The organism is Acetivibrio cellulolyticus CD2 (genome assembly GCF_000179595.2).
Taxonomy (GTDB): domain Bacteria; phylum Bacillota; class Clostridia; order Acetivibrionales; family Acetivibrionaceae; genus Acetivibrio; species Acetivibrio cellulolyticus.
Genome location: NZ_JH556657.1, coordinates 563894 through 581157 on the forward strand (window position 1 = coordinate 563894; position 17264 = coordinate 581157).

Here is a 17264-nt window from a genome sequence, read left to right on the forward strand (position 1 = left end):
TATGTATTGACAAAAAGGTACATAAATTGTAGGAGGATGAGTAATTTGGGTCGATTATTTGGAACAGATGGAGTTAGAGGAATTGCGAACCGTGAATTAACCGGTGAACTTGCATATAAATTGGGGCAGGCTGGAGCGTATGTTTTAACTGCTGAAACAAAACATACTCCAAAGATTTTAGTGGGTATGGATACAAGAATATCAGGGGATATGCTGGAAGCTGCTCTTACAGCAGGATTATGCTCTGTTGGAGCTGAGGTTGTATCTCTTGGAATAATCCCAACGCCTGCAGTAGCTTACCTTACCAGGCTGTATAATGCGGATGCGGGTGTTGTTATTTCAGCATCACACAATCCTTTCGAATTTAACGGAATAAAGTTCTTTAATAACAAGGGCTACAAGCTTTCGGATGCTTTAGAAGATAGAATTGAAGCAATTATTTTAGATGGGGCAGAAGAAATAACCATGCCGACAGGAGGAAAAGTAGGCAGAAAAAGTGAGGTTGAGTCACCTGTAGATGATTACGTTGATTTTGTTAAAAAATCCATAAATGGTGATCTTAAAGGCTTAAAGGTAGCAATTGACTGCGCCAATGGTGCGGCATATGAAGCAGCACCCATAGCACTGTTTGAACTTGGTGCTGAAGTATATGTAATAAATAATGAACCTGACGGTGTAAACATAAATAGCAAGTGCGGTTCTACTCATATTGAAGAACTTCAGAAGTTTGTGGTTGAAAGAGGTGCTGATATAGGTCTTGCTTTTGACGGTGATGCTGACAGAATGCTTGCAGTTGATGAAACCGGTACGTTGGTTGATGGTGACCAGATTATGGCTATTATTGCACTTGAGCTTAAGAAAAACAACAAGTTGGAAAAGGACACTGTAGTCGCTACTGTTATGAGCAATCTCGGATTTGACATTATGGCCAAAAAACAAGGACTTAATATAGAAAAGACAAAAGTTGGAGACAGATATGTGTTGGAAAACATGCTGAGCAATGGATATGTGCTTGGTGGTGAGCAGTCTGGACATATTATTTTCCTCGAACATAATACTACAGGAGATGGACTGCTGACAGGAGTTCAACTGCTCAAAGTATTAAAGACTACCGGTAAAAAGCTGTCTGAACTATCTTCAGTAATGCAAGTTCTTCCTCAAGTACTAAAAAATGCAAAGGTAAAAAATGAAAATAAGAATAAATACCTTGATGATCCTTTAGTATGCAATATGTGCAGGGATCTTGAGGATGAGTTTAAAGGTGAGGGAAGAGTGCTTATCAGACCATCAGGTACTGAGCCTCTTGTCAGAGTGATGATTGAAGGTAAGGACCAGGAGTATATTACCAGCAGAGCAATTGAGCTTGCAAAGGTTATTGAAGAAAGATTGGGTTAATTTATATTGGACTATAGAGTTTAGAAGGGTAAAATTACTATCACAAATTGCTCGAAGTTGTTATATAATAGTATTAAGTGAAGTACTATTTTTCTCGAACAGTTTGTGATACGTAAGCCTTATGTTATTACTCTGTGAAGGAGGTGAGAAAGAGAAAGGCTACAGGGTTAATTATAGTATACACGCAAGCGTAGTAAAGGAGGTAGTATATAATAGCGCTTCGTATAGAATAAAAAAGCGCCTGCACGTATTTATACATACGTGGACGAGGAGAAGGAGGTCATCGGAAATTCTCATCCGATGAGTTATCGAAATATTCGGCGGAAACCTTCCGGTCTGTCATGATCGAAAGGATCCAAACAAAAACTACAGGTAACTGTAGCGCAAAATTGGGTCCAAGTGACTAATCCTGTTCAAAGTTATGCAATTCAAGCATTTTTCAGGCATTGTAATAATAAATATACATTACATATGCTTTCTTTGGTTGCATGTTTTTACAACTTTTGGTTTGCTTGAATGCATGTCTAATTTGTTAATTTCTAATAAATAATTTATAAACGTATTATCGAGTGGTGTATGGTTTATTATGTGTTTCATTTGGCCAGACACAAATCAGTAAAGTGCATTTTTAACACTTGAAAAATAAAGACTAGTTGTGTTAAAAAGCGCTGTCTATTAGCATGACATATTTCAAGGCTATTAATAGTGTTCGCATATTTATAAAAATTGAAAATGTAAAGGAGAGGTCTAAATGTGTGGTATAGTTGGATATATAGGCAGCAATATGGCTGCACCGATTTTGATAAATGGATTGAAAAAGCTTGAATATAGAGGATATGATTCGGCAGGTGTTGCGATTTTTGAGGATAATGATCTTAAAGTTATTAAAAGCAAGGGCAGACTCGCAATATTGGAAGAGAAAGTAAATAAAGATATGCCAAAAGGTTTAATAGGCATAGGTCATACGAGATGGGCAACACACGGAGAGCCAAATGATTTGAACTCACATCCTCACATCAGTCATTCGGGTAAAATTGCCGTTGTACATAACGGCATTATCGAGAACTATATAGAGTTAAAGGAATTTCTTCAGTCGGAGGGATACAAATTTGTTTCTGAGACCGATACTGAAGTAGTTGCACATCTGATAGACTATCATTACAAGGGAGATATTGTTGAAGCTGTTATTGAGTCCATTAACGAAGTTGAAGGCTCCTATGCACTAGGTGTAATATGTAAAGACTGTGATGATAAGTTTGTAGCAGCAAGGAAGGACAGTCCGTTGGTTGTAGGTCTTGGAAAAAATGAAAACTTCATAGCATCGGATATTCCTGCAATTTTAGAATATACAAGAGATGTATATATACTTGAAGATAAAGAGGTAGTTGTACTTAGCAGTGATAACGTAAAAGTATTCAATAACCATGGGGCAGAGGTTAAGAAAGAGATATTCAAGGTAAACTGGGATGTCAGTGCAGCAGAGAAATCCGGTTATGAGCATTTTATGATGAAGGAAATGTTCGAAGAGCCTAAGGTTATAAGGGATACGATAAGTCCAAGAATAAAGGATGGAAGTATATCTCTTGACAATATCAACATAACTTCAGAAGATTTGGAGAAGATCGAAAAAATTTATATAGTTGCATGTGGTACAGCCTATCATGCAGGAGTTGTAGGCAAATATGTAATTGAAAAACTGGCAAGGATTCCTGTTGAGGTAGACGTTGCATCAGAGTTCCGCTACAGGGATCCACTTATAACCAATAAAAACCTGGTTATAATAATTAGCCAATCGGGTGAAACTCTGGATACGTTGTTTGCGCTAAGGGAAGCAAAGAAAAAGGGAGCAAGGGTATTGTCAATTGTAAACGTCGTAGGAAGCTCCATTTCAAGGGAATCTGATGACGTATTATATACCTGGGCAGGTCCTGAAATAGCTGTTGCATCGACAAAAGCATACAACACGCAGCTTTCTGCATTATATCTGGTAGCAATGGATTTTGCAATGAAGAAGGGGCATATTGAGGAAGGGTTTTACAAAAAGTTTATAGAAGATTTGAAAAACATTCCCCAGGTTATAGAAAGTGTTCTGGCAAATAAAGAGGTAATCCAGAGGTTTGCATCAGAGCATTATAATGCAAAGAGCATATTCTTTATTGGAAGAGGCCTTGATTATGCACTTTCCATGGAGGGTTCACTTAAACTCAAGGAGATTTCATATATTCACTCAGAAGCGTATGCTGGTGGTGAGTTAAAGCATGGTACAATTGCACTTATTGAGGAAGGTACCTTAGTTATATGCCCGATGACCCAGGATAACCTAATGGATAAGATGATCAGCAATATCAGGGAAGTTAAGGCAAGAGGTGCAACAGTTCTGGCGATTACGAAGGAAAGTAACCAGCAGGTGGAGAAGGTTGCAGATGTAGTTGTGACTATTCCGGATGTTGATTCGTTGATTGCTCCGATTGCTGCGGTTACACCGCTCCAGTTGTTTGCGTACTACATGGCGATACAGAAAGGCTGCGATGTTGATAAGCCAAGGAATTTAGCCAAGAGTGTTACTGTAGAGTAGGGAGTTTGTGACTTTATAAAAACAGATGTGACTTTAAAAAAACAGATTGCAATAATCCATCCTTTTTATGGTATAATTCACATGAAAGGATGGATTTACTTTTATGGCTAAAGGAAAAAAGAAACTACGCCTCAAATAATATAGACATCTTATTTGTGTTTATTTTTGTCTTTAAAAAGGTTAAAATTTATTTGTAAATATATTTTAAAACTCAAGTAAATTTTTTGAAGAGTTTAAGGTGAGGAGATGCTTTTTGTGAGAAAATACGGATACATGAGGATATTTATAAAAGGAATAGGTTTATTATTTATAATAATTTTTGTTTTTGTAGGTTGTAGTAAATACTCAGTGAAAAATATGCGTGAATATAAAGAAAAAGCAAGTAACACAGAAAACATAAATCCTACATCCTTAAGTACACCAGAGTGCTGCGAAATATATAATCAGAGCCAAATCGAAAATTATATTAAACATCTTTTGCAGGACGGCTCCAAAAACGTTAATATAATGGCCTTAGGATTTCCAGAAGAAGAAAAGGAAAAAAGATTATATGAACTTACTATGAAATTTCAGACGGGAGCTCAAGCAAATCCATCATGGTTTTTAGAATATTCAAAATCTATAGCGCCAGGCGCTGAAATGCCTTATCACCCTAATTTAGGGATGACAAAAGAGGAGTTTGAAGAGTATAAGATACTCGCTGAAAGTACGACTATGGTAAAAAAAGGTACAGGAACAATAAGTATTGAAACAGATGATAAGAACAAAATAGAAATAAAAAATATAAATGGATTAAGGTTAATCAATAATATTGTGTTGGATCTTACCAATAATACTATATCCACTGATTACGGAATATGTACTTATAAAGGAACGATTGATTCTTCTGATGATCAAAAAGTAACAGGTAGGTGGAATGGCCATTCTTGGGAATTAGAAGAATCGAATATTGATTTAAATGACATATCTGAATTTGATAAAAATACGTCAATAAAACTAATACAATTTTCTATAGGGCAATTAGAAAAAACAAATGAAGTTATAGTATATTATGAAGTTAAAATTATTGAGAATGGTAAACGTGTTAGTACATATGAGACTATAACATTCTAAACCTTTATAGGAGTTGTTGGTATTGGTGAAATGCGGTTATATAGCTCCTTAAAGAAGGTGGAGTTGATGAAACATTCATATTGATGGTCCATGATCCATCGCCTAAACAACACATGGTCAGGAAAGTTGCAATGAAGGGCTTAATTTGAAACCAATTGCTTTTAAGGAGAAAACCAGTATGTTTAGTGCATTTTATAATACATGGAACGGTTTTAGTGACTGTGCAGGTAATAGATGGTATTTGATGAAAAATAATACTGCAAAATTTGAGTTCTAGAGAAGGGAAGAGTTCTTAATGATTAAAAAGATAATGGTTTTGCTATTAATAGCAAGTATGATAATTTTATGTTCATGTTCGTTAGGGGGATCAAGAGCACAAATGTTAAACAAAAATAATGACGAAGGAAAAGCAGATGCTAGGTTGGAACAAATTATTGAAGCTATAAAAAGCAAGGATAAAGATTCTTTAAAGAAGATCTTTTCCGAACAGGCGCTTAATGAAGCAGAAGACCTTAACGGACGTATGGATTATTTGTTTGATTTTGTCCAAGGAAACATTGAATCATGGGAAACAATTGTGCATGGTAATGCCTATGAATCTATTAATCATGGAAGTAGAATCAAAAAATCAAGTTCATGGTATTATGTTAATACAGATAAACAGAAGTACTTATTCTTCTTTTTGGATAACACAATTGACACAGACCATCCTGAAAACGTAGGTGTGTATATGCTTCAGGTCATAAAAGCAGAAGATAAAGAAACACAATTCGATGGTGGTGGCCCAAATACTCGTTGCGCAGGTATTTATAAACCGAAAGAATAAAAAAGATAGAAATAGCCACCAATCAGCTTTTAGCCAATGGGCGGTTATTTAATAAATGATTAACACCTATTAATATCATGAGGTATTAATGCTTACACAATAATTTTTTGACGGTTATCTACACGATGACCGCCTTTCTCTTTCCATGAAATTCCCTGTGCGATGTGCGAAACGTAACAATGTAACCGTAACGAGGCATAATAAATAATAAGGTTACTACTTCCTACTATGTGTACAACAGACAGTCTGTTATTGATTGCAAATTGTACAACAGGATTAAAGTATACATAATAATGGAGTTGATTATTACAAACGGTTTTATAAAACATATATTTCCAGAATGCCAATCATATATTTTTATTACAAACCGGTTTTTAAAAAATTAGTTTTTGTATGATGAAGTTTCAATGGTTTCAAAGACTAAAAATTACAATCCGTTTTTTAAAGTTACACCAGACTGGAATTTAGAAAAACGGATTGTAATAATCCATCCTTTTTATGGTATAATTTACATGAAAGGATGGATTTTCTTTTATGGCTAAAGGAAAAGAAAAACTACACTTGACAAGATAGATAAAAAGATTGCTAAAGGCTGTTGGCAAGGAATCGGAAAAGAGTATAACCCTTGGTTGAAAATACAAGATGTACCGTCCATGGGAAGAGAAACTAGGCTTCAAGGAATAAAGATTGATAGACAACATGATTTGTTTTCAGACCTTGAATGAAGTTTTTTATATATTGCAGAATTTTCTGATAAAGTTAAAGATATACAAGAACAATATCCTCTTTTGCCTATCGAGCAAACTATTGCAATTGCAGATGAATTGGGTATAGAACATCCTTCAGATCCTATTACAGGAGAAAACATCGTAATGACAACAGACGAGATTTCGTTTATGGGATATAAATTCAAGTATGACATTAACCCATTTAAATAGTTTTAGGAGGAATAGGAGGAATCTACTTTATGCAAAAAACAATTAGTAAAATTATATTTTTGGGCATTCTGATATTTTTATTAACATCATGTGAAAGCAATTTAGAAAATAATTCTACAGATGTATCTCAACAGTTAGTACTTACTTGTTCCACGACATACAAAGATACAGGTATATCGAAATTATCACTTAAAAATAATAGCTTTAAAGTAATTTTGAAAGGAGACTATATAAACGAACTTGATATCAGTAGAGATAATGAAAAACTACTTTGTTCAAGACCAATAAGAGAAGAAAGCAATGTCACAATCTTTGAGTTTAACTTATCTGATAATAAAATTGTTCCAATAATGGATTACGATAAAAATGAACCAAATATGGAATGTGTGAAATATGTGCCAAATACAAAAGAAATAAGTTATATAAACGAAAATAAGCTATATCTATTCGATACAGAAAAAAAACAGAAAACCATGTTTTTTGATGAGATCAACTCATATAATTGGAGCAAAGATGGAAGAAAGCTTCTTTACGCTTGGGGTGATGTAGTTGAATATGATTTAAAAACAAAGCAGAAGAAGATTTATGGGAGAGGTTATTCACCTGTTTATTCAAAAGATAATAATGTGATAGCATATGTTTCTACTGATAGTGAGATTGTTGTGGTTGATTTATTAACAAATAAGAAATGGGTATGTACAACAAACTTGGTTGACCCTACAACAAGGTTAGAATTTTCCCCAGATGGAAAATATATCGCATATGGTTTACAAAAAACTGATATAGTACATAACCCACAATATGAAATTTATGCGCTTGATTTTGTAAACAATAATAAATCACTTCTTATTAAAGGCAATCATGCCGTACCAGCATTTATTTGGAAATAGGTATTGTTCCGTGTACAAAATAACAAAATAATCTTTATACCCGGTGATTCAATAAAATGGTAGCCGGGGTTTTCTTTTGCCTTCCAAAATAAACTTATATTCTAATTGAAAATGTTTTATTTTATAATGATTATAAGGGAAAAGAAGAAATGAAGTATACATAATGTTAATATTTACTCCGATTTGTTTTATAATACATATTTTAACAGATAGTTTGCTATGAATTTTAATTCCAATCTGTTTTTTTAAAAAGGTAAAATAATACAACGTATTTGCAATGGTTTCAAGTGTGAAAAATTCCAATCTGTTTTTTAAAGTTACAAATAATAAAACAGATTGCAATAATCCATCCTTTTTATGGTATAATTTACATGAAAGGATGGATTTACTTTTATGGCTAAAGGAAAAGAGAAACTACGCCTGATAAAATAGATACTAATACGATAAATGAGCTCAAATAAATTGTTGTAAAACGGTAAGCCGCACACCGTTTTTTATTACTAATTATGTCGCCGGCGGCAGCGAGTATTGAGGTTTATATGAAAAAAATATTAGTGATTGCTTGCGCGATAATATTAGTTGTTGTAATTGTATTTAGTTTTGTAATATCTTCTTCTGAAAGGGATATTGAAATAACTGGCGAAATTAGGCATAATAATGGTAATGAATTACCAAAAAAAGAATATGTAATGGAATTAGAAATAACAAAATTTGATGACGGAAATGATATTTTATTTCCTTATGCAGAAAGTTTGGGAGGAATGGTTGTTTTAAGTGATGATTTTACTATACCATCATTGGGATCAGATGGTAAATCAGAGAAAATGGCTATAAATAAATTGTTGTCAAGTCAGTATATGGATGTTAGTAATAATAAAAGAAACTTATATGGTTTTAATATTCCATACAAGGCTGGTAAATATAAGTGCAAAATTTATTTTGAATCTGATGATAATAGCGAATTAATTGCGATTGATAAAGCTTGTGCTGTTTATGTGCATACTGAAAAGAAGTTCTTTAAGGATTTAAGCTGGTCAAAGCTAATACCTATTAGTTATATTAAATAAACTAATATTAAAGATTTGAACAAATTGAGACTTGGGAAATGATATGTAAATGTTAAAATATAACCAAAGTTTACCGTTTTAATCGTATGAATAATTACATCCTGCAGTAAAGTTTCCGAATATGGGAAATACTGCAATAAACAAGGGAACTGTACCTTCTCAAAAGTTTATAGAAGCTTAATTATGTTTTATTGATACTAATACACATTGGAGGCGCTAATTTTGGCAAATTGTATACAAGAGTTTTGTAGAATTAGAGACAATATGGAGAGTATTAGAAGTTCATTAGAACAAGATCTTGCAAAGGATTTTTCAAATCTTCTTGAGAGGAATGTTATTAAACATAGTCAAAGTCTGGATTGCTTGCTTTTTAAATGCATGAAATGCAGTAGTGCAAGTAAGATAATTAACATTTTAGATATTAGGAGTAAAGCAGGGAAGCATTCTATGTTCTTTTATTATTGTAAGACGCACCTGTTGGTAAGCCTTATGCAATATATTGAGCAAGGAATTGGAAAGAATGAATTATGTTATGTATTTCTTCAACCAGATTGGTATGAATTACTACTAGAATATCTAATAAAAAATAATATTCCAACTAGGTATGTCCGATATTTTTCGGTTGATAAAGTGATGAAGGTTTTTGGAAATGAAAACTTCCATATATTTAGAAATGAAGTACTGGAGATCCAAAGCATGACTGAAGAAGAAGGCTTTAGTAGTGTAAGACTTATTGGGCAGTGTTCTTATGCAATTAGTTTAACATGCAAATTGGACTTTCTTAAGTTTGACAGAACAGTTTCGGATGCAATTAAAGGAACTAATGTTTCCGGGGTATGTTTGTATGATTATTATGACTACATAAATGAATCAACATTTATTGAAGAAGATATTATAGAAGAGTCGGTTAATTTACACTCCAATGTTATTTTCAGAGGTTCATCTAAAGTGGGGGATAAATTTACTTCAATTAGGAAGAAAAGCTCATAAAGGCCTAATGACATCTATATTAATGAGCAAATCTAGTTTTGCGCCAATTAATTCTGTACTCATAGACAAGATATCATTCCTGTATTCTACTCCTTAATAGTTAATCACATTTAACCATGATATAAAACTCATCATTATTATAATGACAAAGATTTTAAAATAATTAGAAAGGAGAAAAGGATTAAGGTGGAAAAAATCGATGAGAATGAGTTCCTAAAGACTTAAATTCTTATGGATATAGCTTTAAGACGTTTGAAGATGTAAGAGCAATACATACGGAAGATAAGAAGCTTATACCTATAATATTAAATACTTAGAAAAGGTTGTAAATTTAAAACACAAAGAATATCTGGTACGATGTTTAACAAAGAGAGGGTGCACTGAGGCCACAGAGAAGCTACTAAATGAGTTCTACCTTTCAAAACATTCATGTTTCAGCTATGGAATCAACTTGAACTGTTTTGACATAGCACGACAATTATGGTATGATATAATAGATGGTGCTTTGCCTTTTGGCAAAGTGCCATTCATTTTTAATAAGGTAAATACCATTTAATTACTTGTAGAATGGAGGTAATTTCATGCAAAAAAAACTCACACTTACCCAGCAAGCCTATGAGAATCTACTTGCTCATTTGGTTGATTTTGAAGAAAGGAGAAAGCATATTATCATGTTGTATTTCCCAGAGTATAACAGTCAAAGGGTAGAGTTTGAGGTACTTATTGACGATTATATAAGTGCTTTGGATGATGTTGTAAGAAACGTATCATTTTCAGACAAATCGGGCAATGATTTTCCATTTGTGTGTCTGAACAGTGTAATTGAGGTTGAAGACGTTGAAAACACTGAAACATTTAATTACATGTTAATTCTTCCTGAAGCTAACGATTACGGAACTAACTGTATTACTATTCTATCCCCAATGGGAAAAGCTTTGCTATGCAAGAAAGATGGTGAAACTGTTTCGGTTAATACACCGTCTGGAGTATACCGATATAGAATTAAATCAATAAAATTACAATAAACCCTAACCATAATTTATATTAAGACCCTTTAATGACCTCCATGGTTGTTAAAGGGTTTTATAATATAATTTTTGAACAATATCAGAAGCTAATTGATGCCAGGTGTTATAATAAGGAGAATCAACATCATCAACATTGAATTTTTGTATTGTATCAAATAATTAAATATCTTTTAGAGATTGTTGCTTATCAAATGATACTTACAAGTAGTATGTCGAATTAGAGTATATAGTAAAAGATACCTGATTTGGCAAAAGAACTGATATACTTGAGAATACTATATTTTATTGAGTTTTATTAGGTTAAGGTCAATTTAAAATTTGTCGAAAATATGTTATATTAAATTGAATAATAATTCTAACGAAGAAGGGTATGTATATACGAATGAGGAAACGTTCAAAGGGAAGAATGAATAATTTTAGGATCAATCGCAACTTCTTTATTTTTCAAGGTATCATGATATTACTTTTGATGTGTCTTGCCTGGGGTTCTTGGGTAAAATTTATTATTTTTATTGCTTTAGAAATAACAGCATATTTCACTTTTATATATTATTTTCTAGCAAAGCAGTCTAATAAAAAACGTAAGAAGAAAAGTATACATTCTAAGGAAGTATATAATAAGGTGGAAAGTAACACGCGGAGAATAGTTGAGGAGAGTGAACCAAGAGCATCAAGAAGAGTGGGTAGAAATAATTTTAACTGGGAGATTTCAAAGCGTAGTCCAGAGCAGAAACCTATGTCTTCTTCCGACTATACTTCAAATGCACTGAATAAAAACACTGAAACATCAAAAGTGATGGTTTATGGATATAGTTCCGTAAATGACTCTAAAAAAAGTGTTTCTGGAGAAGAAATTAAAAAATTTGTACCATATCGCTCACCTTTTGACCCCATTCGACCAAAGGTGGAAGAACAAAAGGTTGAGACAGATAAAGCAAGTGAACTTCTAGATGTTAATGTGCCGGATACTGAAGATATTAAAGTTGAACTTAATCAATCTAAAGAAGAGAATATAGAAGAAATTATAGAAGCGAGTATAGAGCAAAATATAGACGAAAATATGCCGGAATTGCAAATGGAGTGCAATAAACAGTCGGATACATTGGAGTTAAAATTTGAAGATAACTTGTATGAGTATAGTGAAGGTAATGAGAACACTAATTTTATAATGGCAGAAGAAGTGAGTTATGATGTAGAGCCATCACCTATTTCAGTGCATGAAGAGAAGATAGGAACTTTCCATGGACAAATAAATCAAGAAGTTAATAATGTTGGATTTGAAGACAAAAAGCCTATGCCATTCAACGAAGTGAATAAGAAAGTACAAACTGATTTTAAGCTGGTTCAATCTGGCAAGATGCTATTGAATATAGCTGAATATGAACCTCCGGTTGAACTGCTTAAAAAAAATGAAGTATTGAACTATGATGAAGAAACTGAGGCTTATATCGAATACAACTCACATAAATTGATTGATACATTAGCAAGTTTTGGGGTCGGTGCTAGAGTACTAAATGTGAGCAAGGGACCTACAGTTACACGCTATGAGCTACAGCCTAATGCAGGCGTTAAGGTCAGTAAAATAATAAATTTGGCTGATGATATTGCACTAAATCTTGCAGCGACTGGCGTGAGGATAGAAGCACCTATTCCCGGTAAAGCGGCTGTTGGAATTGAAATACCCAATAAGAATAATGTGCCTGTTTTTCTTAGGGATGTTATTGATTCGGAAGTATTTAAGAATCATCCCTCCAAGCTGGCCTTTGCAGTCGGAAAGGATATTGCAGGAAATGTTGTGGTTGGTGACATTGCAAAAATGCCGCACCTCTTAATTGCAGGTGCTACTGGCTCCGGAAAGAGTGTTTGTATCAATACTCTGATCGTCAGTATTTTATATAAGGCGTCTCCGGCGGAAGTACGTCTTCTCATGGTAGATCCGAAAGTGGTTGAACTTGGTATTTATAATGGTATTCCGCATCTATTGATTCCAGTGGTTACTGATCCCAAAAAAGCAGCAGGAGCACTTACATGGGCAGTAATTGAAATGACAAACCGTTACCGGATTTTTGCAGAAAATAATGTTAGAGATTTAAGCGGTTATAATGCGCTGATAAAGGAACGGGGAGAAGGGGAGACATTGCCCCAAATCGTTATCATTATTGATGAACTTGCAGATTTGATGATGGTGGCTCCTGGTGAGGTGGAGGATTCCATTTGCCGATTGGCGCAAATGGCAAGGGCAGCAGGTATGCATTTGGTTATTGCGACACAGAGGCCTTCGGTTAATGTAATTACCGGTGTTATAAAAGCCAATATTCCTTCCAGAATTTCATTTGCTGTTTCCTCCCAAATAGACTCTAGAACCATATTGGATATGGCTGGAGCAGAAAAACTTTTGGGCAGGGGAGATATGCTATTTTATCCGCTTGGTCAGCCAAAGCCGTTGCGAGTACAGGGAAGCTTTATTTCTGATAAGGAAGTAGATAAAATAGTAACACATATCAAATCGTTACAGTGTGCAGAGTATGATGAGGAGATATTACAAAAAATTGATAACCAGACTGAACAGCCAAAACCAGACGCTAGTGGAGATGACGAACTACTTCCACAAGCTATTGTAACGGTTTTGGAATTAGGACAGGCTTCCGCCTCATTGATACAACGAAAATTCAAAGTTGGATATTCACGGGCTGCAAGGATTTTGGACCAAATGGAGTCGTGGGGAGTAGTTAGTGCATCGGATGGCAGCAGCAGACCAAGGCAAATTTTGATAACCAGGCAGGAGTGGGATGAGTTGAACGCATAAGGTATGTGATATGTAACACTTATATTGAGAGCTCCATAATATGGTATAGCAATTGTTGCGTCAAACGGGACTTTAATTGTGTAAACTTGGTTTGGTGGATTGTTTGTACTTGTATAAATTTTATGGAGTGAATGAATATGAAAATAGAATTTGTATTTGGTGACATTAAAGTTTCCTATGAAGGCAAACCAGAGGATTTTAACCCTACACAAGATCCATCATGGACACCTCAGAATCCTTATATGGAATATTACGAAAAGATGTTCGAAAAGCTAAGCTCAGACTTAATGCATTACTATAAGGGAGTTAATAAGGAATTTGAAGAGTATTTGAAAATAAAAAAGTCAGGCAGTGAAATAACTCCGGATAATGTAAAGATTCTGCATGCTAACGGGCACGACATTTATAATTACGTTGCTCGTTATGGGCTGGCTAACTGCCAGATACAGGCTGTTTTAAGGTTTGATGGGTATTTGGATACACAAAAGTTACTGAGAGCAGTAAGGCTATTGGTCGACGAGCAACCTATTTTCGGATGCAAGTTTATTGAAGGGGATAAGCCTTATTGGAGGCGACTGGATAATATTGACGGGGTAGCATTTTGTTCCTTTGAAGAGACAGATAACTTGGATGAAGCTGTTAAGAAATTTTTGGAAAGTCCTTTAGATATAGATATAGATCCGATGGTCAAATTAAAACTCCTACGTTTTGGCCTAAATGACACTTTGTGCATAAAAATAAGCCATGCCTGTTGCGATGTAACCGGAACAAAGGAGTTTATCCAGCTGCTTTCAGAGAATTATACCCTGGTTGATCAATATTTTAATGTATCAGCATTTAACACGGTCAAACGTACTAGAAATGATCAGGATAGGTTGTTTAGTAGTTTGGGTATAAACGATCCGGAAGCAGAATGGGTTCCAGGCTCGGAAATTACAAATGCTACTTGGCCGTTTCCATGGCAACAGGCAAGATTCGATAAATATCAGATTGTAGTCAACAGAATTTCACAGGAGCAATTTGAGAAAATAGTACATTATTCAAAGTCCAGGAGAGTGACAATTAATGATCTGATTCTTACAGCCTATTACCGATCGATGACTGAAATAAGTGAGGCTATTTATGGCGAAACAAGAGAAATACAAGTTACAGTTGATTTAAGGAGGTATCTTACTGACCGCAAGACAGAAGCAATACGGAATTTTTCAGGCGCAGAAACCACAGGAATTGTATTGATGCCAAATGAATCCTATGAGGAGACATTATCTAGGGTAGTGTCTATGATGAATAAAATAAAAAATAGTCGACCTGCATTACAAAGTGCTATTGGCCTGGAGCGGCTTGAAAAAATGCGCTTTAGTGATATTCTGGCTTACTATAATGGTATATCAAACTGGCCTTTGTTTTGCCCGGATAAATGCTTACCGGTGTTGTCAAATGTAGGGGAAATATCCAATACATTGATTAGCTTTGGTGGAAAGATCGTGACGGATGCTTATATAATTCCACCTGTTGTTAAGATGCCGGGGTTACTACTCATGGCAAGTACTTACAATGGAATATTGACTCTGACAACAGGTATCTATGAAGGTTCAATACCTCAAGAAGATATTGAAAGGCTAGTTAATAGAGTTAAGAATGAACTTATTGAAGTCTGTAAATTATAAATGCTAAATATTTTATCTGTTTATATTAGGAGGTTGCATGGCGAGCAGTGGAGAGAAGCTAAACGGCCCGCCATGTGAAAAATCCGAAGTACTATTTCAGCTATTCCTTAGTAGTTTTTATCTGCGTAGCCTACCCAGCCGCCTTCCTTTACCAAAGTCTTATCAAAATCTCCAACTTTAAAATCGATTTCTTCTGATTTACCTTGTGATTCAACAATTATCTTGTCTCTATCAACATCTACAGTTAAGGTAACATCCTTTTTGCTGTATGTGTCAAAAAGATAGTCAATTTTATCTTTCGGAAGCTCGATTGCAAACATTCCGCAGTTGTACATATTCTGTCTAAAGATTCTTGCAAAACTCTGGGCAATTACAACGTTAATATCGTTTACCTCCAAAGCCCAGGGAGCATGTTCTCTTGATGAACCGCATCCAAAATTTTCACGCGTTATTACTACGGATTTGCCCGAAATATCTTTTTTAGGATCAAAGCTTTCAAGTATCAAATCTTCCAAAACATAAGGCTTAAGCGCCTCTTTGGTTATTTCAGTAAGATATTTTGCAGGGATTATTTCATCCGTGTTAATATCACTTCTATCTAAAAATAAGACTTTTCCGCTAAATGTTTTCATCTACTTTCCCTCCTGCTCAAATAAATTCGAATTGACAATTTTACCTTCAATTGCTGATGCAGCAGCAGTAGCAGGACTCATTAAGTGAACCATTCCGCCTTTACCCATACGCCCGTTGAAGTTTCTGTTTGTAGTTGAAGCACATGATTCTCCGCCTGCCAATACTCCGTTACTCATGCCGAGGCAAGCTCCACAGGTAGGATTTGTAACACAAAAGCCTGCATCCTGGAAGATTTCGATAATACCTTCTTTTAACGCCTGACTGTAAATTGCAGGAGTTGCGGGGCTTACAATACCGCGTACCTCATCACTTATCTTCTTACCCTTAAGTAATTGGGCAGCCACTCTTAAGTCTTCAATACGGCCATTTGTACAGCTTCCGATATATATTTGATTTATTTTTGTACCTGTCATTTCTCTTACTGTTTTAACCTGGTCAGGTTTAAACCCGAAAGTAACCATTGGCTCTAAGTTTGACAAATCAAACTCATAAACCTTTTCATAAGTCGCACCTTCGTCTGAAATCCATTTTGAATATTCCTTCAGAGCTGCTTCCTTTGACTCAAATTCGTCCTTTATATAATCACAGAGGTATTCTACTGTTGTCATATCAGGATAGCAAACACCACATGTTCCACCAGCTTCAATGGCCATGTTACACAATGTCATTCTAGCTTCCATACTCATTTCATCTACGATAGAACCAGTAAATTCCATTACCATATTTGTTGCACCGTTAACTGTTAATTCTTTTATAACAAACAATATAACATCTTTTGCAAATACTCCTGGCTTCAGTTTTCCATTTAAAACAATTTTAATTGTTTTTGGAAAATGAAAAGCACAAACTCCTTTTAGAATACCAACTTCAAGGTCAGTTGTTCCAACACCTGCGGCAAAAGCTCCAAAAGCTCCGTGGGTACATGTGTGAGAGTCACCCATTATAATCGTATATCCAGGTCTTACGAACCCTTTTTCTGGGAAAATGGCATGACATACACCATTTCTACCAATATCAAAGAAATCCTTTATACCATGTTTTTTAGCCCAATCACGGAGAATTTTACCCTGTTCGGCAGTTTTACTGTCCTTCGCAGGTGTTACATGGTCTATTACCGCTTTTATTTTATTAGGGTCAAACACCCTATCCATTCCTCTTGCCTGTAGGTCTGTTATAGCAATCGGGGTTGTGATTTCATGACAAAATACTGCATCAAGCTTTAATACGTGAGTATCTTCAAAAGGCATATTAACTCTATGAGCATTGAAGATTTTTTCTGCTAATGTATATTTCATATTATATCAACTCCTATCTTTATAATTAAATATATCGTATC

General features: G+C 34.7%; 13 protein-coding genes. 11 read left to right on the plus strand and 2 right to left on the minus strand.

The window, feature by feature from the left end; all coding sequences use genetic code 11:
• The first annotated feature begins 45 nt into the window (after nt 1–45).
• The 11 genes from glmM (at nt 46) to ACECE_RS0214520 (ending at nt 15295) form a co-directional block, all read left to right on the plus strand.
• Nucleotides 46–1395, plus strand: coding sequence for a phosphoglucosamine mutase (glmM, locus tag ACECE_RS0214465; RefSeq protein ID WP_010248469.1), 1350 nt, complete (start codon nt 46–48; stop codon nt 1393–1395).
• A gap of 751 nt (nt 1396–2146) precedes the next feature.
• Nucleotides 2147–3970, plus strand: coding sequence for a glutamine--fructose-6-phosphate transaminase (isomerizing) (gene glmS, locus ACECE_RS0214470; protein WP_010248471.1), 1824 nt, complete (start codon nt 2147–2149; stop codon nt 3968–3970).
• A 255-nt stretch (nt 3971–4225) separates the two neighbouring features.
• Nucleotides 4226–5083: a hypothetical protein gene (locus tag ACECE_RS0214475; RefSeq protein WP_010248472.1), complete on the plus strand. Its 858-nt coding sequence runs from the start codon at nt 4226–4228 to the stop codon at nt 5081–5083.
• A gap of 379 nt (nt 5084–5462) precedes the next feature.
• A complete protein-coding gene (locus ACECE_RS0214485) occupies nt 5463–5909 on the plus strand; it encodes a DUF5104 domain-containing protein (protein WP_235715952.1) in 447 nt (148 codons plus the stop codon).
• 788 nt (nt 5910–6697) lie between these two features.
• Complete coding sequence (locus ACECE_RS30220) at nt 6698–6847, plus strand: hypothetical protein (RefSeq protein ID WP_162862549.1); 150 nt, start codon at nt 6698–6700, stop codon at nt 6845–6847.
• Nucleotides 6848–6876: 29 nt separating this feature from the next.
• Nucleotides 6877–7737 (plus strand): hypothetical protein, encoded by an 861-nt coding sequence (locus ACECE_RS0214490; RefSeq protein WP_010248474.1) that lies wholly within the window; start codon nt 6877–6879, stop codon nt 7735–7737.
• Nucleotides 7738–8276: 539 nt separating this feature from the next.
• Nucleotides 8277–8804: a hypothetical protein gene (locus ACECE_RS0214500; RefSeq protein WP_010248478.1), complete on the plus strand. Its 528-nt coding sequence runs from the start codon at nt 8277–8279 to the stop codon at nt 8802–8804.
• Between the two features lie 222 nt (nt 8805–9026).
• Nucleotides 9027–9794 carry an MEDS domain-containing protein gene (locus ACECE_RS0214505; protein ID WP_010248482.1) on the plus strand — a complete coding sequence of 256 codons (768 nt, stop codon included), beginning with the start codon at nt 9027–9029 and terminating at the stop codon, nt 9792–9794.
• Between the two features lie 581 nt (nt 9795–10375).
• Entirely contained in the window at nt 10376–10819 is a 444-nt protein-coding gene (locus tag ACECE_RS0214510; RefSeq protein ID WP_010248484.1) for a GreA/GreB family elongation factor, read from the plus strand.
• A 409-nt stretch (nt 10820–11228) separates the two neighbouring features.
• Nucleotides 11229–13628, plus strand: a complete 2400-nt coding sequence (locus ACECE_RS0214515; protein WP_117385853.1) for a DNA translocase FtsK — start codon at nt 11229–11231, stop codon at nt 13626–13628.
• A gap of 137 nt (nt 13629–13765) precedes the next feature.
• Nucleotides 13766–15295 (plus strand): condensation domain-containing protein, encoded by a 1530-nt coding sequence (locus ACECE_RS0214520; RefSeq protein ID WP_010248490.1) that lies wholly within the window; start codon nt 13766–13768, stop codon nt 15293–15295.
• Between the two features lie 107 nt (nt 15296–15402).
• On the opposite strand, the gene ACECE_RS0214525 is transcribed toward ACECE_RS0214520, so the two are convergent.
• Together ACECE_RS0214525 and ACECE_RS0214530 are read right to left on the minus strand one after the other, a co-directional pair.
• Nucleotides 15403–15927, minus strand: a complete 525-nt coding sequence (locus tag ACECE_RS0214525; protein WP_010248492.1) for a 3-isopropylmalate dehydratase small subunit — start codon at nt 15925–15927, stop codon at nt 15403–15405.
• On the minus strand, nt 15928–17223 hold the full coding sequence (locus tag ACECE_RS0214530; protein WP_010248494.1) for a 3-isopropylmalate dehydratase large subunit: 1296 nt from the start codon (nt 17221–17223) through the stop codon (nt 15928–15930).
• Nucleotides 17224–17264 lie beyond the last annotated feature (41 nt).